Source organism: Candidatus Accumulibacter necessarius, from assembly GCF_036625085.1.
Genome location: NZ_JAZKUM010000002.1, coordinates 314664 through 332432 on the forward strand (window position 1 = coordinate 314664; position 17769 = coordinate 332432).

The 17769-nt window shown below is 63.5% G+C and carries 20 protein-coding genes; 6 read left to right on the forward strand and 14 right to left on the reverse strand.

What is annotated here, in order from left to right; genetic code table 11:
• Positions 1-363: 363 nt before the first annotated feature.
• From V5B44_RS05765 to thpR, 4 genes are read left to right on the forward strand one after another with little or no spacing between them, the layout of a single operon-like run.
• Positions 364-1230 carry a phosphate/phosphite/phosphonate ABC transporter substrate-binding protein gene (locus V5B44_RS05765; RefSeq protein ID WP_332358143.1) on the forward strand — a complete coding sequence of 289 codons (867 nt, stop codon included), beginning with the start codon at positions 364-366 and terminating at the stop codon, positions 1228-1230.
• Positions 1230-2123, forward strand: coding sequence for a phosphonate ABC transporter, permease protein PhnE (phnE, locus tag V5B44_RS05770; RefSeq protein ID WP_332358144.1), 894 nt, complete (start codon positions 1230-1232; stop codon positions 2121-2123). The genes V5B44_RS05765 and phnE overlap by 1 nt, the downstream gene beginning before the upstream one ends.
• Positions 2120-3064 carry a phosphonate ABC transporter ATP-binding protein gene (locus V5B44_RS05775; RefSeq protein ID WP_332358145.1) on the forward strand — a complete coding sequence of 315 codons (945 nt, stop codon included), beginning with the start codon at positions 2120-2122 and terminating at the stop codon, positions 3062-3064. The genes phnE and V5B44_RS05775 overlap by 4 nt, the downstream gene beginning before the upstream one ends.
• The gene (gene thpR / locus V5B44_RS05780; protein WP_332358561.1) at positions 2955-3632 is read left to right on the forward strand and encodes an RNA 2',3'-cyclic phosphodiesterase; all 678 of its coding nucleotides are present in this window, start codon (positions 2955-2957) and stop codon (positions 3630-3632) included. The genes V5B44_RS05775 and thpR overlap by 110 nt, the downstream gene beginning before the upstream one ends.
• 80 nt (positions 3633-3712) lie before the next feature.
• On the opposite strand, the gene V5B44_RS05785 is transcribed toward thpR, so the two are convergent.
• The 13 genes from V5B44_RS05785 to V5B44_RS05845 all read right to left on the reverse strand — a co-directional run bounded on the left by V5B44_RS05785 (position 3713) and on the right by V5B44_RS05845 (position 13306).
• The gene (locus tag V5B44_RS05785) at positions 3713-4288 is read right to left on the reverse strand and encodes a Uma2 family endonuclease (RefSeq protein WP_332358146.1); all 576 of its coding nucleotides are present in this window, start codon (positions 4286-4288) and stop codon (positions 3713-3715) included.
• Between the two features lie 81 nt (positions 4289-4369).
• On the reverse strand, positions 4370-4624 hold the full coding sequence (locus tag V5B44_RS05790; protein ID WP_332358147.1) for a hypothetical protein: 255 nt from the start codon (positions 4622-4624) through the stop codon (positions 4370-4372).
• A gap of 32 nt (positions 4625-4656) precedes the next feature.
• Complete coding sequence (locus V5B44_RS05795; RefSeq protein WP_332358148.1) at positions 4657-4971, reverse strand: hypothetical protein; 315 nt, start codon at positions 4969-4971, stop codon at positions 4657-4659.
• A gap of 277 nt (positions 4972-5248) precedes the next feature.
• Positions 5249-5674: a helix-turn-helix domain-containing protein gene (locus tag V5B44_RS05800; protein ID WP_332358149.1), complete on the reverse strand. Its 426-nt coding sequence runs from the start codon at positions 5672-5674 to the stop codon at positions 5249-5251.
• Positions 5671-5955: a type II toxin-antitoxin system HigB family toxin gene (locus V5B44_RS05805; protein WP_332358150.1), complete on the reverse strand. Its 285-nt coding sequence runs from the start codon at positions 5953-5955 to the stop codon at positions 5671-5673. Before V5B44_RS05805 ends, V5B44_RS05800 begins: the two co-directional genes overlap by 4 nt.
• A 173-nt stretch (positions 5956-6128) precedes the next feature.
• Positions 6129-6860, reverse strand: a complete 732-nt coding sequence (locus tag V5B44_RS05810; protein ID WP_332358151.1) for a transposase — start codon at positions 6858-6860, stop codon at positions 6129-6131.
• On the reverse strand, positions 6796-7242 hold the full coding sequence (locus V5B44_RS26585; RefSeq protein ID WP_434735409.1) for a hypothetical protein: 447 nt from the start codon (positions 7240-7242) through the stop codon (positions 6796-6798). The genes V5B44_RS05810 and V5B44_RS26585 overlap by 65 nt, the downstream gene beginning before the upstream one ends.
• A gap of 469 nt (positions 7243-7711) precedes the next feature.
• A complete protein-coding gene (locus V5B44_RS05820; RefSeq protein ID WP_332358153.1) occupies positions 7712-8059 on the reverse strand; it encodes a DNA-binding protein in 348 nt (115 codons plus the stop codon).
• Positions 8040-8336: a toxin-antitoxin system TumE family protein gene (locus V5B44_RS05825; protein WP_332358154.1), complete on the reverse strand. Its 297-nt coding sequence runs from the start codon at positions 8334-8336 to the stop codon at positions 8040-8042. The genes V5B44_RS05820 and V5B44_RS05825 overlap by 20 nt, the downstream gene beginning before the upstream one ends.
• 197 nt (positions 8337-8533) lie before the next feature.
• A complete protein-coding gene (locus V5B44_RS05830) occupies positions 8534-9442 on the reverse strand; it encodes an ATP-binding protein (protein ID WP_332358155.1) in 909 nt (302 codons plus the stop codon).
• Positions 9327-9959 carry a hypothetical protein gene (locus V5B44_RS05835; RefSeq protein ID WP_332358156.1) on the reverse strand — a complete coding sequence of 211 codons (633 nt, stop codon included), beginning with the start codon at positions 9957-9959 and terminating at the stop codon, positions 9327-9329. The genes V5B44_RS05830 and V5B44_RS05835 overlap by 116 nt, the downstream gene beginning before the upstream one ends.
• A 1017-nt stretch (positions 9960-10976) precedes the next feature.
• Complete coding sequence (locus tag V5B44_RS05840; protein ID WP_332358157.1) at positions 10977-12044, reverse strand: YhaN family protein; 1068 nt, start codon at positions 12042-12044, stop codon at positions 10977-10979.
• Positions 12041-13306, reverse strand: coding sequence for a metallophosphoesterase family protein (locus tag V5B44_RS05845; protein WP_332358158.1), 1266 nt, complete (start codon positions 13304-13306; stop codon positions 12041-12043). The genes V5B44_RS05840 and V5B44_RS05845 overlap by 4 nt, the downstream gene beginning before the upstream one ends.
• Positions 13307-13666: 360 nt before the next feature.
• Between V5B44_RS05845 and V5B44_RS05850 the strand changes: the two genes are divergently transcribed.
• Both V5B44_RS05850 and V5B44_RS05855 read left to right on the forward strand, forming a co-directional pair.
• Positions 13667-15805 (forward strand): FAD-dependent oxidoreductase, encoded by a 2139-nt coding sequence (locus V5B44_RS05850; protein WP_434735417.1) that lies wholly within the window; start codon positions 13667-13669, stop codon positions 15803-15805.
• A gap of 51 nt (positions 15806-15856) precedes the next feature.
• On the forward strand, positions 15857-16636 hold the full coding sequence (locus V5B44_RS05855; RefSeq protein ID WP_332358160.1) for a DUF547 domain-containing protein: 780 nt from the start codon (positions 15857-15859) through the stop codon (positions 16634-16636).
• Positions 16637-16704: 68 nt separating this feature from the next.
• On the opposite strand, the gene V5B44_RS05860 is transcribed toward V5B44_RS05855, so the two are convergent.
• Positions 16705-17622 (reverse strand): class I SAM-dependent methyltransferase, encoded by a 918-nt coding sequence (locus V5B44_RS05860; protein WP_332358161.1) that lies wholly within the window; start codon positions 17620-17622, stop codon positions 16705-16707.
• Positions 17623-17769: the final 147 nt, after the last annotated feature.

Consider the following 17769-nt stretch of genomic DNA (forward strand, 5'->3'; position numbering starts at 1 on the left):
ATGAGAAAATCGTGACTACCCTCGGCGCATCGAGCACGGACAACGGCATGCGCGAGAATCCCGCATTCGAGATACCGGCGGCTTCACGTTCAAGATGGGCTGGACCGGAAGCGTCCTGGCGGCGGAAAGAACGCTGCGCCGGCTCGGGCTGCGCTTCAGCTCGTCGCTGGCCCAGGCCACTGTCCTGGCATCCGCAGCCCGGCGACGTCGCGGTGTAAGGAATGGCGCCGTCGGCGCGACCAATGGCCCAGCATTGGCCGCCGCCCGCCCCGGATATCGTTCAGAATGGCCACCTGGACATCACCGGCCATGACAGGATGGCCGTCGACACCATCGCCAGAATTCTCGGAGACCTCGAACACCATGCAGCGCTTCTGCCGCCTTCTCGCCATACTCCTCACCACCCTGCTGGCAAACGGGACACTGGCTGCCGAGCCGCCGCTGAAGTTCGGCGTTGGCCTCTTTCAGCCCGACAAGGATAGAAATGATGCCACCTACCGCCCACTCGCCAATTACCTTTCAGCCCGGCTCGATCGCCCGGTCGAACTGCGCACTGTCGATAGCTGGGAGGGTCTCGCCAAGTCGCTCGCCAACGGTGAAACCGACATGGCCCTGATGGGACCGTGGGGCTACGTGCTCGCGAACAACGAGGCGGGCGCCCAGGTCGTCTCGACCATCCTCTACGACGGCAAGCCCGAGTATTTCGCGATCATGGTCACCCATCCGAATTCCGGCATCCACAGCGTCGCCGATCTCAAGGGCAGAACCTTTGCCTTCGGCGACAAGGGATCGACTTCGGGTTACCTGATTCCCCTGCATTACTTCATGACCCAGGGGATCAACCCGGACACCTATTTCGCCAAAACGCTGCACACCAGGCACCAGGCGATCGAAACGCAGGTCACGCAGGGGCTGCTGGATGCTGGCGCCGACTACAACCGCAACCGCAACGCGATGATCGAACAGGGCCTGATCAAGGCCGAGCAATCCCGGATTTTCTGGCAATCGGCGCCGTTGCCCAACGACGCCGTCGCCGTCAGCAAGGCGCTGTACGCTGACAAGGCCTTCGTGGCCCGCCTGCAGGCCGCACTGACCGACGTCGGCAATGCGCTGAAGACCAACCCCGCCCTGCTGCCGCCGCATTACACCGGCTTTGTCAGCCGTGACAACACCTTCTACAAGCCGATCCGCGACGCCGGCCTCGCAACCGGCAAGCTGCAGGCCAAGTGATGACGGTGCTCGCCCCGCCGGCTCGCCTGGGAGACCACTTCGGTGGTCGCCTCGGCTTCCTCGGGCTGGCGCTGGCCTATGCGCTGCTCGTAGCCGCCTGTGTCGTTTCGCTGCTGGCCGAAAACGAGTTGTCGCTGGGGCGCAATCCGCTGGCCAACCTGGTGAAGACGGCAGGGGAGTTCGCCCGACCGAGCTTCGTCGACGTCTGGTTCGGCAACCCGCAGCTGGAGTATCGCAGTGATGACGGCAACCTGCTGCGCGTCGAGAACCGCCAGGAAGTCGAGCGGAACCACCTGACCGCGCTCGCTGAGGCGACCTGGACGACCATCCGCATCGCCACACTGGGCTCCCTGCTGGGCGCCATCCTCGCCCTGCCGCTTGCCGTGCTCACCGCGCGCAACCTCTTGGCACCACGGCCGCTGGCCTGGCTGGCCAAGGGCCTGCTCGACGTGACGCGGTCGATTCACACGCTGGTTTTCGGGCTGGTGCTGGTCGGCATCGTCGGTCTCGGGCCGACGGCGGGCATTCTGGCCATTGCCCTGCATTCGCTGGGCAGCTACGGCAAGCTCTTCGCCGAGTCCATCGAGACCCTCGACATGGCGGCAATCAACGCTGTGCGCAGCGTAGGCGCCGGACCGGTGCAGGTATTCTTCAACGCCATCTGGCCGGCCGTCCTGCCACAGTTCGTTTCCAGCCACCTGTACATCTGGGAGTTCAATATCCGCGACTCGACGATCCTCGGCATCATCGGCGCCGGCGGACTCGGCCTGCTGATCTCCGAAGCCACATCGTTGTTTCAATGGGGAAGGCTATCGACCGTGCTGCTCGTCGTCTTCCTGCTGGTGACATCCTTCGACGCCATGAGCCGGCGCATCCGCAAGGCCCTGCTATGAATGCTGCGCCATCCACTGCCGCCGTCGCTCTGAAGTCGCTGGCCTGCCGCGCGGGCGGCCGCACGCTGCTGGCGATCGACGAGCTGGTCGTCGCCGAGGGCGAGCGCATCGCCGTCGTCGGTCACAATGGCGCCGGCAAGACGACTCTGCTGCGACTCCTGAGCGGCTTCATGCCACCGGCCCAAGGCACCGCCGAAGTGCTCGGCCGGGCGCTGGAAGAACCCTTGCCCGCTGCTGCATTGCGGGTGCTGCGGCAGGAAGTCGGCCAGGTCCTGCAGGGCCTGCACCTGGTTGCCCGGCTGTCGGCGCTGGAGAACGTGCTCATCGGCTCGCTTGGCCGGGTCACCGGCTGGCGCAGCTGGACACGCTGTTACCCGACGCAGGAAGTCGCCGAGGCCGAAACCTCCCTGCATGCGGTGGGCCTCCTGGCGCAGGCCAGGACGCGGGCCGACAGGCTCTCCGGCGGCGAGAAGCAGAAGGTGGCGATTGCCCGCCTCCTGATGCAGCGGCCCCGCCTGATTCTCGCCGACGAGCCGACCGCCGCCCTCGACCCGTCAGCCGCCGCCGAGGTCTGCCATCTGCTGGTCAAGGCGGCGCGACAGGCAACGCTGATCACCGTCGTGCATAACCCAGCCCTCCTGCCACTGCTGGCGGAACGGGTGATCGGCTTCAGGCAGGGGCGGATCGCGTTTGATCTGCCGCTGGCCAAGGTGAGCGATCAGGATCTGGCCGATCTGTACCGGCCGGACGGCGGCGCCGGGCGCCGCCCCGCGGCAGAAGCACGCCCTGCACGCGGCGGCGATACTGGCGAACGTCCCGGTAGACCTGGGAATTTCGCCCGATTCCGTGAACATCAAGGGCAAGACCAACGAGAAGCTCGGCTATCTCGGGCGCCAGAAAGCGATCGAGGCGCAGGCGGTGTCGTCGAACGTGCGCTCTGAGAGCGGCCAGCAACCTGGCGCGCGGCCCGAGCAGGCCCGTGTCTTCTTCGCCCTGTGGCCGCAGCCGGAAGTCGCGCGGTATCTGGCGGATGTCGCCGATTCCGTTGCCACGAGAGCCGGCGGGCGGGCGACACGTCAGGCAGCCATCCACCTGACCCTGGCCTTCATCGGCGACGTGCCGATCGAACGTCTGCCGGATCTGGAGCGCGCGGCGCGCGCGGTGCGCTGCGAAGCCTTCGACCTGACGCTGGACCGCTTCGGCCTCTGGCGCCATAACTGCATCTTCCAGGCCGGTTGCAGCGTTCCGCCAGCGGCGCTCGCCGCCCTGTCGGCCGCCCTCACCGTGGCATTGTCGGCCGCCGGATTCGCCGTGGCCGATGCCCGGCGAACCTTCATCCCGCATGTCACGCTGGTGCGCAAGCTAGTCGCCCTCGATGCCGAATTGCCGGAGTGCGAACCGGTGGCGTGGAGCAACCGGCAGTTCGTCCTGGTGCGCTCGACCCCGTCGGCGCACGGGTCATCCTATCGGACCATTGCCGAGTTCCCGCTGCTCGCCGGTTCCCGCTGAGCCCTGGCTGCGACCAACTCCTCGCTGACGCCGCCTACTTCATGAATTGCCAGGGGCCGCCATCCTGGGGTTTGAGGAAGCTAGAAAGGGACAGACCACGATTTCCCGCTCGCCACAGTCCACTCAAGCTGCGGCGCAAGCAGGGACGAGACGGTTTCATCGGGGAGCGGCTTGTGCATTGTCCGATATTGCCCGTCGACAGGTTTGCGGCTGACGAGCAACTCGCCGTTCATCAGGTCGAGCAGCCAGACTTCCGGAATGGCGTGACGCGCGTAGAGATCCAGCTTCACGCCACGGTCAAAGCTGATGGAGGAGTGGGCGACTTCGACAATCAACAGCACATCGCTGGCGCCGGGCAAGCTGTCCATGTAATTGCCCGGCTTGAGCAAGGCGATATCGGGTTGCGGCTCCGAGCAATTGTCGAGCCGGACAGGATTTTGGACGCTGACCAGATAATCATCGCGGGCAGCAAGGGTGAATAACCGGGCCAGACAGCTGACGACAAAAGCATGCTGGCTGCCAATCGGCGCCATATCGACGATCTCCCCGTCAATGAGTTCCACGCGGCTGTCTTCGCCAAAAATCCCCGCCTCGGCCATTTTGTGATAGTCGGCGACGCTAATCCTGTGGCGTGCCTGCGCCATCAGTTCGCTCATGTTTCCCATGTTCGCTGCCTCATGCGAAATGCTTGACTGTGATGATAGCGCAGATTTCGCGGGCAGCTCGGTCCTGGCGACTCAAATGGGGGCAATTGAAACTGTTGGTCGATGGATGTGGAAAGGTCGAACAGAGGGGTAAAGCCCTTGAGGGGTGAGCTGGAGGTGGATAGCATCGTACAGATCCGACAGCCGAACTTCCCCGTCCCCACCCGTCGCCTCTGCTTCCCTCGCGTCGCGGGCGAGATGGATGGCGCTCATGGCTTCCGCCCACTGTTCCTGCCACTGCGCCAGTTGCGTGCCACTTGCCAATACGGCGGCGTCGGCATGTTTCATCGCGGCGTCCGCGTTGGCCCGGTTGCTGGCCCTCAGCTGTCGCTGAGTGGCCTGCTCGGCGTGTCTTTTGGCGACGCCGCGAGCCCGCGCCAGGGTTTCGGAGAAGCCTTCACCCGGTGCGGGGCGGGGAGTTTCATCAGGCCATAGATTTCGCCGAGCCGGGTACGGATGTCCTGGGCAAGCTTGCGGCGCTGCTGCGCCTCCAGCCGCTTCGCCTGACTGGCATCGAACTTCTGCAGGAAGGCCTCGCGCCTGGCGGCCCAGGGCGCGGCGTCGGACGACCTGTCGATGGCAGCTGCCGGCATCGTCGATCGCTGTACGGCGGCAAGGGATGTCAGCTGCGACATGCTATTGGTCTGCAACTCGCTCGAAGCGGTCGGCGAACTGCTGACCAACTGGCACAGGTGCTTGACCCGCTGCGCGCACGTCGTGTCGATCGCCCTTTCCCTGCCACTACCGCCCTCGACTGGCCGAGCCGACAGCAGGACCCGACTTACCTCGCCCGCGTCGCGTCAGTACGTAGGGTGCAACAAGCGAAGCGAATTGCACCAGCGACCGAATGCCGGAGTCGACCTCACTCAGGCATCGGGCGAATTACGCGACTTTTGCAGCAGTCTTCCTGTCCTATTTCCGCGCTCCGGGTTCGGCAAAAACTTCCATCGGCACGTGAAAGCGCGCAGCCAGCGCGCACACTTGGCGAAGATTGAGCCGCCGCTTTCCGGTCAGCAGGTCAGAAATCACTGACTGCGTGCCGACTTCCGGCAGGTCGGATTGCTTGAGCCCGTGTTCTTCCATCAAGCAGGCAAGCATCCCCTCTGGAGAAAGTGTATCCGGCCAAGGGTGCACGCGACCTTCGTACTCTCGAATGCGATCGGCGACCAGGTCTACCAGGGCAAAGACGGGGTGATGCTCTTCGGCGCCAAAGCGGCCGAAGCATTCATCCACGAAGCCCAGAAGCGCTTCATAGTGAGCCTCATCTCGAACAGGCCCTGATAGTCCAAGCGCTGCATCGACTAACGCCCAAGGCGCCAGAATGTCGGTCACACTCATTTCCAGTCTCCTTTGTCGTACTCTCGATGCGTCAGAACGGCCTTCACATACAGTCGCTGCGCATCGAAATGAATTCCCGCGATCAGCCGGTACTTGTTGCCGCCAATGTTGAACACGAAATGCTCTCCCACCTTATCCACCCCTCTGAACGTGTCGCGCAACGCAGAGAAGTGATCGTATCGCCCCGTCTCGATCAGCCGCCGAAATGCCTGCAGCGGCGCGTCCGCCTCCGGGTGCAGTGCGGAGAAGTCGCGCAGGGCCTTGTTCGATATCAGCTTCATGCGGCAATCGTATAGCACTCTGCGATATTCCTCAATACGCATGGCCTGCACAATGCTTGGCGCTATAGGTGGCAGGCGAACCGGCCTGCCGGAATTCGGGCGCCTGTGAAGGGGAGAAAAGGGGAGAAAAGAAGGAGAAAAGAAGGAGAAAAGAAGGAGAAAAGGGGCCAGGCTCACACGTCAAGTGACACCTGGTCCTGTGGTCCCGTTCCTTCAAGCATTGCCTTCCGTGGCCGACCCCGCGGGCGAATTTCGCGCCGCTGTCCAGTCGCCCGTTCGATGCTGTCGATAAACCGCGCATCCCCGAGTGGCTGCCCCTGATCCAGGGCCATGCGGATGTCGCTGATTGCATCGGTATCGAGTTCCGGGCGGAACAAGGACCGATAGTTCGCCAGCCGCTCAGCCTCGTTTGCCCCGAGACTGGAATACACCACATGCGGAGTCAGCAATGAGTCAGGTTGCCCCAGTCCGTTCGCCCGATAACTGCTCCAGCGATAATGCGCCAGGTCATCGACCATCGCTGCGCGCACGGGATTGAGTTCGATATAGCGCTGACAGAGAAGCAGATAGGCATCGGCCTGCACCAGAGAAGACTTGTAGCGGCTGTCCCACAAGGTGCCGGTGCGATGGTACGTCTTGTTGATGTACTGCACGTAGCGCCGGCCCAGCGAAATCATCAGCCGGGAGACAGCCTCGGATTCCGGCGGAGACAGCAAGAGATGCACGTGGTTGGTCATCTGGACGTAGGCGTGCAGCGCGCAGCCGGCGGCTTTGCACGCCTCGCCCAGCCATTCGCGGTAGGCGAGGTAGTCTTCCTCAGCGAAGAAGCAGGCGTCGCGGTTATGTCCCCGCTGAACGACGTGCAGGGGAAGACCTGGGAGATGAATGCGGGGGCGACGGGGCATGTCGTTGAGGATAGCAGGTTTTGCCAGTTAAATTGAGCCTGGCCCCTTTCTGCCATTTCTGGTTAGTGAATCCGTTGGGGAAAGTGCCAAGGTCGGCCATGGTGCCCGACTGAAAGAGAAATGCGTGGGATGCGCCCTTCGTAGTGTCACTCCAACCCGTAATTTGTCCCGCGTCGTTGATCGCTGTTGCTTGGCTTCGACCCGAGCCATCAGGCAATATTCCTAGACTGGCTATATTCCCCGCCTCCCATAGAACTGCTCTGTCCCCATCGAAAGAAGAACTCCTTCCCACAACTTGACCGCTATTGTTTATACCTAACGCAACACTGTCGTTGCCACCCGGCAGGACTCCTAAATCAGTCATAGTTCCTGACTGCCACATAAATGCCCGAATGCCTGACGTACTTTGGCTGTACCCAACAACTTGACCAAAATCATTAGTGCCAAATCCGTAACTAGCCCCCCTCCTGGAAGCACACCTAAATCAGCGAATGAATAAGTAGGTGCCGCCTGCGCACTACCTATTATAAATGCCAAAGCTCCAAGCATCAGGGCGGGAATGAATTTCATTATAGCCCCTATATTATTGTTTATGGTTCATTATAAATTGCGGGTTGTTAGCTCAAGAGCAACCCCAAGAGGGATTCGAGAAGTCGGCTTCCGCGTTTTTAGGCGTTGTTAAAAAGGACACGGTTTCCAAAAAGGGAAGAAAAGAGGGAAGAAAGGGGGCCTGGCTCACACATCAAGTGACATCTGGTCCTGTGGCCCCGTTTCTTGCTTTACTCTACCCTTTGATTCACGTGGTTGGTCATTGACCAGGCCCCTTTGACCCTGATGACCCCGATCTTGTCTTATGCAGCCCGCAACAAAAACTCGACCTTAATGGCCTCAAATGGAAAGACAATGCGGCCGTCCTCAGTACGGTCGAGCACGCCAGCGTTGAGCAATGCGGTCACATCACCGTGAACGGCCTTCACATCTCGACCGACGCGGCGGGCGGCTTCACGGATTGAAACGGGGCCAGCCCCACGCAATGCCTTCAACAGTTCCCATCGCTTTTCGGTGAGTACCTTCCAGAGCAGTTCTGGCGTGGCGAAGCTGATGTGCGCGGACCGTTGGGGTTTATCGGTCCTCCACGCCTGGGTGAAGTCCTCCATCGCATCGGACGGCGAACGGACGTCAAGTGTCACTGTTTTCATAATTCCACCTCTCAATGTCGTGCTGGAAGTCGGCAATCAATTGGTCGGGGGTCGTGAAGCTGTAGTCGCTCTCGGCCTGACCGAAATGTCGATGGTCGCCTTTGCCAACTTCGTTGTCGTAGCGCAAGACACACTTGCCACGGACGACATACGCAAGCCGATACTTGAAACCATGAGCCGACCCCTCAACGGGTTTAGGAAGCCGCCACAACACCAGTTCCGCAAAGGCCGATTCGGAGTACGGAATACGCGTAGAGATGAGCAGGACGACTTTCATGATGGAGATCATGCCAACACATCGCCGTGTTGTCAATGGCTCCAACGCTTAGTGATGAGCCACCAGTAGTTCGTACTGGTGGCCGGTTTCCCACCCACGGCCATGGCTTTGTCAGACACCCCGGCTGATGAAAGCCATGACCGTTCCCCGACGCCGCAAGCGGGTGAGGGGAGATTCGTGAGTCGCTGGCGTGCCAATCACGTTGACAGATGATGCGCCTGGAAAGCGCCGGCACCAATCGAAGCTTCGGCGACCTCGAGCAGGTGTTCGTGGTGCGTCAGGAAAAGCACCTGCGTTCGTTGCGACAGGTCGGCCAGCACCTTGAAGGTCGCCGCCGCCGCTTCGTCGTCGAACTGGATCATGATGTCATCGACAATGACCGGCAGGGGTTCCCCGTTGTCCAGATGCCCCTCGATCGCCGCCAGCCGCAAGGCGAGGAAAAGCTGATCGCGGCGACCGGTGCTCAACTGCGCCATGGTCAGGCGTTCGCCGTCGCCGCGTCCCGCCTTGAGAATCTGCCGGTCTTCGTCGTAGTCGACCACGACACCGGTGTAGCGGCCGGCGGTGATGGTGGCAAAGCGCTTCGATGCCTGCTCGATCAGCGGTCCCTGGTTACGCTTCTGGTAAGTGTCGATGACCTGCGCCAGCACCGCCGAGGCAATCCGCGACGCCGCGTAGTCGGCACCGAGCTCGGCAATTCGTGCCGCGTTCTGTGCTGTCATTTGTTGCGCATCGGCAGCCACCGCGGATCCATCCATTTTCTCGAACGTCTGCCTGGCAGTGAGGTAAGCCGCATGCCGCTGCTGCACGTCGGCTGCGTTCTGTTCGCTGTGCTGCAGGTTGCGGGCCAGCGCCTCGGCAACGACATCGGGATCCTGGCCTGCGGCCTGCCTGAGCGCTTCTGCCAGCGGCAGGCCGGCGGACTGGACGAGCCGAGCTTCGATTTCCCGGACCTGGGTCACCAGTGCAGCCCGTTGCGCGCTCTGTCCTTCAACCAGTTCGAGGCTTTCGATCGTGCGGCAGTCGGCCTGGACCAGCAGCCTTGTCGATGATGCGCGTGGCTTCCTCGGCGGCCTGGCGACCTTCGGCGACGGCCTGCTGATCATCGGCGATCTGCTGGCTCAGCGTGTTCTTCTTCTCCTGCCTTGAGCGTGTCAAGGTGAGTTCGCGATACAGATCGCCGGCCAGGACATCCTGGCTGCGGCCATCGGCCGGCAGGCTCTCGCCCCGCACACGCTGCCAGGTCCTGGCCAGACGGGACTCGTAGTCGTCGATCTGTACCCGGGCGTTGCGTTGCTCGATCCTCGATCGGGCCAGTGTGCCGTACGCCTGCGTCAGCTCGGACCACTGTTGCAGTCGGGCACTCGCTTCCGCTTCGCTGGCGTCACCGGCGAGACGAATGGCGCCCATCGCTTCCGCCCACTCGGCCTCCCACTCTTCGAGCTGGGTGCCGCTGGCCGATGCGGCGGCATCGGCATGCTTCATCGCGGCGTCCGCCTGGGCCCGGTGGGTCGCCTTCACTTGTCGCTGGGTCAGCTGCTCGGCCTGGCGTTTGGCGATGCCACGAGCCCGCGCCAGGGTTTCGGAGATCCGCTCGGTCGCCGCCGGGGCGGGCAGGCTCATCAGGCCGTAGATTTCGCCGAGCCGGCTACGGATTTCCAGGACCCGCTCGCGGTGCTGCCGTGCCTCCTGTCGCTTCGCCTGGCTGGCATCGAACTTCTGCAGGAAGGCTTCCCGCCGGGCGACCCATGGCACGCTTCGGCAATCTTCAGGCAAGGCAGGCTGTGCGCCGCGAGCAAGGCGGCCCAGCGCTGATCGAGATCCTGCTGTTCCCTGGCGACCGACGCGCCACGTTCCCTGGCCAGACCAAGGGCGTTCTGCATCTGGGATTCACGCAGCCGAAACTCGGCGTAACGGGTGGCTCGTTCAGCATCGGCAAACAGTCCGTCGGCGGCGTCATCGGCGCTGCTGACGGCACGCTCGTAGCGCTCTGCCGGCGGCGGCGGGTCCGCCGGCACGGGCTCACCGGGGGTCGGCATGAAATGGCGGCGAATCCCCAGCCAGAGCGCGTTGCGCGTTGCTCGCTCGCCGACGACGGCCTCCCTGGTCGGGACGCTGCCGCGGACCTCCAGACCCTTGATGTCGCCCTGCAGGGCCGCGAGGTCGTTCTCGATCTTTTCGATCGCCTCACGGATCGAGCGCGTCCGGCGGCGCAGTTCATCGTCCTCCGATCTGCAGGACTGAAGCTCGCCATCGAGCGGCACCGTGCTCCGGGCCAGGGCTTCGGCCGAGGACATTTTCAATCCACGGGCTTCGGCATTGAGCCGGGCTTCCGCCGTCGTCGCCTCGTCCTCGAGCTGTTGCGCTCGCGCTTGCGGATCGCCATCATCGGCAATCGAGTCGAGATAGGCGCCCAGATCGTCGGCGCAATGCGCCTGCCCCAGGCTGCGGATTTCCGCTTCGAGCTGATCGACCTCGAGTTTCTTCTCGCGCCGAGTCTTGAGATTCGCCTGGTGCATGGCCTTGAGCGTCGCGCCAGCGGTAATCAAGGCGCGGATCTTCGCCGTCCGGATCGGATCCGGGATCCATTGCAGAGGATCGGCTGGCCTTTCGTCGCCGGCAATTTGTCTGAGGACGAAATCAAAGTCGCTCTGTGCCGCTTCGATCGCGGCATCGGCCCTGGCCGCCTGGATGTTCGCTTCGCGGTAGGCTCGTGGTGGCGTGGTGAATCGCCTCGACGGCTTCGGCATCGGCGAGCACGGCATCGTTGATCTCGATCGCCGCCAACTCAGCCTGGTGCTGCTGCAAGCGCTGCGCGGCGGTGCGTTCGGCGCTGAGCGCTTCGGTCCTTTTGGTGACCGCGGCCACCCGTTCGGTCGGCGCGGACGCCGGGAGCATCGGCACGCTGGTCAGCTCCGCGAGCTGCTGCTGCGCCAGTTCGAGCGCGGCCACGTCCGGCAGGATGGCCGCCAGTCGCTCCAGCCGGCGGGCTTCGTTCTGCAGGCGAACCTGCTCGGCCCGAGCATCCTCGTAGTGCTTGCTCGCCGCTTCCATCGCCGACCTCGCTCCGGTCCACTCGACCGGTCGCACCGAGGCATCTCTCGCCTGCCGCCGGGCTTCATCGTAGTCCGCCAGCGCCCGGTAGATCGCCGATTTCGATGCCCGCGGCTTGAACAGGGCTTCCGCCTCGCCATCGAGCCGGCTGCGCAATGCGCGGATCGAGGTCAGACCGGCGCCGGCTTCGAAGAGGCTTTCACCGGCATCGCCCCTGCCTTGCGCCAGCGCTTCACCGCCGCGCACCAGGGCGTCATGGTCGAGGCTGAACATGGCGAGGAACAGCCCCTGACCGAGGCCGCCGAGCCAGTCGCGCAGCCGGTCTTCCGGCACGGCTTCCGGGAGCTCGGCGCCAGTGTCCGGGTCGTACCTGAGCAGGGTATTGACGCGACCCTTGCGGCGCATCACCGCCAGCCGGTCGCCTGCCCGCGACGACAAGGCGAGCCCCACCCGCAGTTTCGGGTTCGTGTGCAGATGGCCATCGCGGGTGGTCTCGGGGATCCCGAACAGGGCACCGTTGATCGCCCGCCAGAGCGTCGTCTTGCCGGCCTCGTTCGGCCCGCAGACGATGTGGAGAGGGGCGCCACCGTCCAGCAGCAGGCGCCGGTTGGTGAAATGGCCATACGCCTTGAGGTCGATCTGTTCGATCTTCATGGCGTGTCCTCGGCGGCGATCGCCGCCAGCAGGCGCTCCCTGGCGTGGGCCAGGGCGTCGGCCAGGGCTTCAGGGGAATCCAGGGCCCAGGCGCTGTCGGACCCGCGCAGTTCGGCCGGAAGCTTTTGCCCGAGATCGGACAGCACCGACTCGGCCAGCGCCTGGAGCATGACCGGATCGGCTTCGAGGGATTCGATCGAGCGGATCAGCAAGCCGATGGGATCGTCGCGCTCGGCCAGCCGCGGGAGATCGAGTGGCGCCGTCACCTTGATCCGGACTTTTTCGAGCCAGGCCCTGCCGGCCGATGCTTCGCCGATCGAGGCAGCAAGCTGCGCCCGTACCGCTTCCCGGTTCGACACGATCGCGTGATGCAACGGCCCACGCCCCGCCAGGGTCAAGCGCAGGGCAAGGATTCGCTCTTCGGCCGAGACCTGCACGGCACGTACTGCGGCCTGCACGGCGGCGTGGAGTTCATCCCCGGACGCCAGCGCGGCAATGTCGATGGCGAGGTGATGCCAGCGGGCGACGTCAGTCGCAACGAACTCGACCGAGCGGATGCCGACGCCGACCTCCGCTTCGACGACCATGCAGCCCTTGGCTCCGGTCTCCCGCGCGTGGCGCCCCTGCGTGTTGCCGGGGAAAACGATCCAGGGCGACTGACGGACGATTTCCCGATTGTGAACATGTCCCAGCGCCCAGTAATCGTAGCCCTTGTCGCTCAAGCGATCGGCCGTTGTCGGCGCGTAGGGCTGATGTCCTTCGCGGCCCGACAGGGCGGTGTGCAGAACGCCGATGTTCAACAGGCCAGCGCGCGGTGCGGGATAGGCGGCAGACAGGTCCGTCGTCACGGCCTCGGTGGCAAAGCTTTGTCCGTGGATCGCGACCCCCAGGGATTCGATGACTTCAGTGGCCGGTCGATTCGCCGGAAAGCTGAAGACGTTTTTCGGCAGCGGGACCGATCGGGTCAACTTGCTGACCGCGTCATGGTTGCCATAGCTCAGGAAGACGCGGATGTCCGCGCCGGCAAGGCGGCGCAACTGCGACGCGAAATACAGGCCGGTGTTGAAGTCCGGCCAGTCGCCGTCGAAGATGTCGCCGGCGATCAGCACGAAATCGGCCGAGCGCTCGATGGCAAGGTCGACGACGTTGGCGAAGGCTCGGCGGGTAGCGTGGCGCATCTCTTCGGCGGGAGCGCCGTCGTAGAGTTCGAGGCCGCGCAGCGGGCTGTCGAGGTGAATATCGGCGCAGTGGATGAAGCGCATGGCCCTCCCGTCGGGTCGATGAATGGCTGCAGCCCGCTTTTGCCGGGCCCGGCTGCACGAAGACGCTGAACCCGGGATGCTATCGAAGTGCTGACCAGGACGAAAGGGCTGTCGGCCCGCGTGCGGTTCGCTGGTGCTTCAATTCCCGAATCGGCGTCTGCACACCGATCGCACGATCACCCCTACCGCACAGGATACTCGCGGGCAACCGACACGGCACGAGAAAGGCTGCGGGCCTTCGGGCAACTGCGTCTGACCGTGGCCATTGTAAGATTCAGGCCATGCCCGACGACCAATGGTCAAATGCAGGGAGTCGGCAGCCGCCCGGCCTCCCCATCCACGAGGAATACCCCCATGCAGATGCGAAAATGGTTGCTGGTCCTGGCACTGGCCTCAGTCGTCGGTTTGTACGTCGCACTCGACCTGGGCCAGTACCTCAACCTGCAGACACTCAAGGCGCAGCAGCAGGCCATCGAGGCCTTCCGGACAGATAATCCCGGCCTCAGTGTTGCCCTCTACTTTTCCGCATACGTCGTCATGGCGGCGCTGTCGCTGCCCGGCGCCGCCTTGCTGACGCTGGCCGGTGGCGCCGTCTTCGGCCTCCTGTGGGGCGTGGTGATCGTCTCCTTCGCATCGTCGATCGGCGCCACGCTGGCTTTCCTGATCTCGCGCTTCCTGCTCCGTGACTGGGTCCAGCAGCGCTTCGGCCAGCGCCTGCAGGCGATCGACGAAGGGGTGAAGCGGGAGGGCGCCTTCTATCTGTTCACCCTGCGCCTGGTGCCGGTCTTTCCCTTCTTTCTCGTCAATCTGCTCTCCGGACTGACCGGCATGAAGGCCCGCACCTTCTACTGGGTCAGCCAGCTGGGCATGCTGGCGGGCACGGTGGTCTATGTGAATGCAGGCACACAACTGGCAAAGATCGACTCGCTGTCCGGCATTCTTTCACCCGGCCTCCTGGGTTCGTTTGCCCTGCTCGGGGTCTTTCCGCTGCTGGCGCGCAAGATCGTCGACATCGGTCGCACGAACAAGGTCTTCGCCGCGTGGAAGAAGCCGCGACGCTTCGACCGCAACCTGATCGTCATCGGCGCCGGCAGCGCCGGCCTGGTCACTTCGTATATCGCCGCTGCCGTCAGGGCCAGTGTGACGTTGGTCGAGAAGCACCGCATGGGCGGCGACTGCCTGAACACCGGATGCGTCCCGTCGAAGGCGCTGATTCGCTCGGCCAAGCTGCTGTCGCACATGGCACGATCGAAGGAATTCGGCATCGCCTCGGCACGCGCCGAGTTCGATTTCGCGACCATCATGGAACGGGTGCAAAGCGTCATCCGGACGGTCGAACCGCACGACTCGGTGGCGCGTTACACCGAACTGGGCGTCGAGGTGCTCGAGGGTACGGCAAGGCTCGTTTCGCCATGGGAGGTCGAGATCACCGGCCACGATGGCGCGACGCAGCGGCTGAGTACGCGCAGCATCGTGATCGCGACCGGCGCGCGTCCGTTTGTGCCGCCCATCCCGGGCATCGAGGCGGTCGGCTACCTGACCTCCGATACGCTGTGGAACCTGCGTCAGCTGCCCCGCCGGCTGGTCGTCCTCGGCGGCGGGCCGATCGGTTCGGAAATGACCCAGGCCTTTGCCCGCCTCGGCTCGCAGGTCACGCAGGTGGAAATGGGTCCGCGCCTGATGATCCGGGAAGACCCGGAAGTATCCAAACTGGTCGCGCGCCGCTTCGTGGCCGAAGGGATCTCGGTCCTGCTCAATCACCGCGCCAAGCAGTTCCTGGTTGAAGACGGAGAAAGGATCCTGGTCGTCGAACACGCCGGCGGCGACTTGCGCATTCCCTTCGATGCCGTGCTCGTCGCCGTCGGTCGCACCGCCAACCTGACGGGCTACGGCCTCGAGGAACTCGGCATTCCCACCGGCCGGACGGTCGAAACCAACGAGTTTCTGCAGACCCGGTATCCGAACATCTACGCTGCCGGCGACGTCGCGGGTCCCTTCCAGTTCACCCACACCGCGGCCCACCAGGCCTGGTACGCGGCAGTCAATGCGCTCTTTGCGCCGTTCAAGAAGTTCAAGGCTGATTACTCGGTGATCCCCTGGTCGACCTTCGTCGAACCGGAAGTGGCACGGGTTGGCCTGAACGAACAGGAAGCCAGGGAGAAAGGCATTCCCTGCGAAGTCTCGGTCTATCACCTCGACGACCTCGACCGGGCGATCGCCGATGGCGAGGCGCACGGCTTCATCAAGGTGCTGACCGTCCCCGGCAAGGATCGCATCCTCGGCGTGACCATCGTCGGCGAACACGCCGGCGACCTGATCGCCGAATATGTCCTGGCGATGAAGCAGGGGATCGGGCTGAACAAGATTCTCGGCACGATTCACATCTATCCGACGCTCGCCGAAGCCAACAAGTACGTCGCCGGCGTCTGGAAGAAAGCGCATGCGCCGCAGCGCCTGCTGGCCTGGGTCGAACGTTTCCACGCCTGGCGCAGGGGGTGATCACAATGCTCAAAGTGAAGATCCCTGCTGGTCGTCTGCCTGCTCAGCCTGTTGGGTTCCTGGGCGCTGGCCTATGACCACACGCATGGCGACTGGAGCACCCTGCTTGCCCAGCACGTCAGACTGGCAGCGGACGGCAAGGCCAGCCGCGTCGACTACGCCGGCATGGCGGCCGACAGGGCGGCACTGAATCGCTATCTGGCCTCACTGTCCGCCGTGTCGGCACAGGAATATGCCGGCTGGCCAAAACCGCAGCGCCTGGCATTCCTGATCAATGCCTACAACGCTTTCACGATCGACCTCGTCCTGAGCAGGTATCCGGATGTGAAGTCGATCAAGGATCTGGGCAGCACCTTTCGTTCGCCGTGGAAAAGGAAGTTCATTCTCCTGCTCGGGCAGGAGCGCAGCCTGGACGACATCGAGCACGGTCTGATCCGGGCACCGGGCGCTTTTGACGAGCCGCGCATCCATGTCGCCGTCGTCTGCGCCTCGATCGGCTGCCCGATGTTGCCGAAGGAGGCCTTTACGGCGGACCAGCTCGATAGTCAGTTTGAAAACGCGATGCGCCGGTTCCTGTCGGATGCGACCCGAAACCGCTTTGACGCCGCCGCGAAGCGCCTGTCGGTGTCGAGAATCTTTGACTGGTACGGCAAGGATTTCGAGCAAGGCCACCAGGGCTTCGATTCCCTCCGGACCACCTTCCGGCGCTACGCCGAGCAACTGGCGTCGACGCCTGAAGCGCGCGCGCTGCTGGTAGCTGGCGATTACCGGATCGAGTTTCTCGATTACGACTGGCGCCTGAACGATGTCGCGCGGAACGGCAAGCCTTGAGAACGAGCGTCCCGAAGCTTGTGGTTCGTTAAGATCCTGTCTCTGGCCATCTTGGCGATCGACGGCTTTCAGGAATCCATGCTGTGCCGGGTTGGGTCGAGCGAAGGCTTAGGCGTCGACGTATCCCGCAGCGACCGGGGTTGAATATGAATCCCTGCGGTCCGGTTGATTGACTTGTAGGCATCGCTGCGCGTTGCCCCGCGAACGGCCCAAGCCCTCGCCCTGAGTGAGATGACCCCGCCCGTTGCTGGTGGCAATGCAGACTTCAGCTTGGCCCTCAGCGCGGCCCGTTGTCCTTCGGGAAGAGACATAGCATAGGCGGGCGCGGGGCCCTGTCCCCCGAGAAATGGCTGCCAGTACTCGTCGAAGTCTGCGAAATCCGCTATCACGTCTAGTGGTGTAGTCCCCACCTCAGCGAGTCCGGCGTCCTCGAAAGCCGCTTTCAGCGCGGCTGGATTGCACACCAGGAAGCGATTCCCCTCGTGGAGTTGAGCAGCCGAAGAATCGAGGGAAGCCGCCGCCTCCCAGAAGTACTTGATGATCTCCATTCCATCGCCGTAGTCCCAGACATACGCGGCGATGATTCCGCCTTCGACAGTGACGCGCATCATCTCCACGATGGCTGCCGGCAAAGCTGGAACGAAGTTCAGTACAAGACCCGAGACAACGACGTCGCATGCTCCGCCCTCAAGCGGGAGCGCAGCCGCATTGCCGGCAAGGAAGCTTGCCTGGCCGGCGAGGTTCTGGACCGCCACCTTGAGGAATGCCTCAGAAGGTTCGACCCCCACCAGACTGCTCGGGGTGCAGTGATCAAGGATTGCTCCGGACAGCGCCCCAGTGCCGCAGCCAACATCCAACCACCGCTGGCCAACGGGCTGATCCAGCCATGCCAGGAAGAGCGGGGCAATCTTGCGACTCCAGCGGCCAACGTACTGCTCGTAAGGGCTACCGCATTCCCACGTATCGGAAACATGAGTCGTTTTCATCGCTGGCCTCCTCCGCGGAAACGATTTGCGATGCGTAACGTTTGACATGAGGGGCGTCCGACAGCTGGCGAAGCCAGATGTCGGACGAAGCCGCTACGCGCAGAAAGCACACCTCACGGCTCCATAAGCCATTCTGCACGATCACGC

What these genes read in the sequence shown, in the direction of transcription:
- V5B44_RS05860 (WP_332358161.1), bottom strand. Translation starts at nt 17,622, where the DNA reads ATGAAAACGACTCATGTTTCCGATACGTGGGAATGCGGTAGCCCTTAC.
- V5B44_RS05775 (WP_332358145.1), top strand. Translation starts at nt 2,120, where the DNA reads ATGAATGCTGCGCCATCCACTGCCGCCGTCGCTCTGAAGTCGCTGGCC.
- V5B44_RS05830 (WP_332358155.1), bottom strand. Translation starts at nt 9,442, where the DNA reads ATGATCAGCAGGCCGTCGCCGAAGGTCGCCAGGCCGCCGAGGAAGCCA.
- V5B44_RS05820 (WP_332358153.1), bottom strand. Translation starts at nt 8,059, where the DNA reads ATGAAAACAGTGACACTTGACGTCCGTTCGCCGTCCGATGCGATGGAG.
- V5B44_RS05805 (WP_332358150.1), bottom strand. Translation starts at nt 5,955, where the DNA reads ATGAAGCTGATATCGAACAAGGCCCTGCGCGACTTCTCCGCACTGCAC.
- V5B44_RS05800 (WP_332358149.1), bottom strand. Translation starts at nt 5,674, where the DNA reads ATGAGTGTGACCGACATTCTGGCGCCTTGGGCGTTAGTCGATGCAGCG.
- V5B44_RS05845 (WP_332358158.1), bottom strand. Translation starts at nt 13,306, where the DNA reads ATGCGCTTCATCCACTGCGCCGATATTCACCTCGACAGCCCGCTGCGC.
- V5B44_RS05840 (WP_332358157.1), bottom strand. Translation starts at nt 12,044, where the DNA reads ATGAAGATCGAACAGATCGACCTCAAGGCGTATGGCCATTTCACCAAC.
- phnE (WP_332358144.1), top strand. Translation starts at nt 1,230, where the DNA reads ATGACGGTGCTCGCCCCGCCGGCTCGCCTGGGAGACCACTTCGGTGGT.
- V5B44_RS05835 (WP_332358156.1), bottom strand. Translation starts at nt 9,959, where the DNA reads ATGAGCCTGCCCGCCCCGGCGGCGACCGAGCGGATCTCCGAAACCCTG.
- V5B44_RS05790 (WP_332358147.1), bottom strand. Translation starts at nt 4,624, where the DNA reads ATGAAACATGCCGACGCCGCCGTATTGGCAAGTGGCACGCAACTGGCG.
- V5B44_RS05850 (WP_434735417.1), top strand. Translation starts at nt 13,667, where the DNA reads ATGCGAAAATGGTTGCTGGTCCTGGCACTGGCCTCAGTCGTCGGTTTG.
- V5B44_RS05795 (WP_332358148.1), bottom strand. Translation starts at nt 4,971, where the DNA reads ATGTCGCAGCTGACATCCCTTGCCGCCGTACAGCGATCGACGATGCCG.
- V5B44_RS05765 (WP_332358143.1), top strand. Translation starts at nt 364, where the DNA reads ATGCAGCGCTTCTGCCGCCTTCTCGCCATACTCCTCACCACCCTGCTG.
- V5B44_RS26585 (WP_434735409.1), bottom strand. Translation starts at nt 7,242, where the DNA reads ATGTGGCAGTCAGGAACTATGACTGATTTAGGAGTCCTGCCGGGTGGC.
- V5B44_RS05785 (WP_332358146.1), bottom strand. Translation starts at nt 4,288, where the DNA reads ATGAGCGAACTGATGGCGCAGGCACGCCACAGGATTAGCGTCGCCGAC.
- V5B44_RS05825 (WP_332358154.1), bottom strand. Translation starts at nt 8,336, where the DNA reads ATGAAAGTCGTCCTGCTCATCTCTACGCGTATTCCGTACTCCGAATCG.
- V5B44_RS05810 (WP_332358151.1), bottom strand. Translation starts at nt 6,860, where the DNA reads ATGCCCCGTCGCCCCCGCATTCATCTCCCAGGTCTTCCCCTGCACGTC.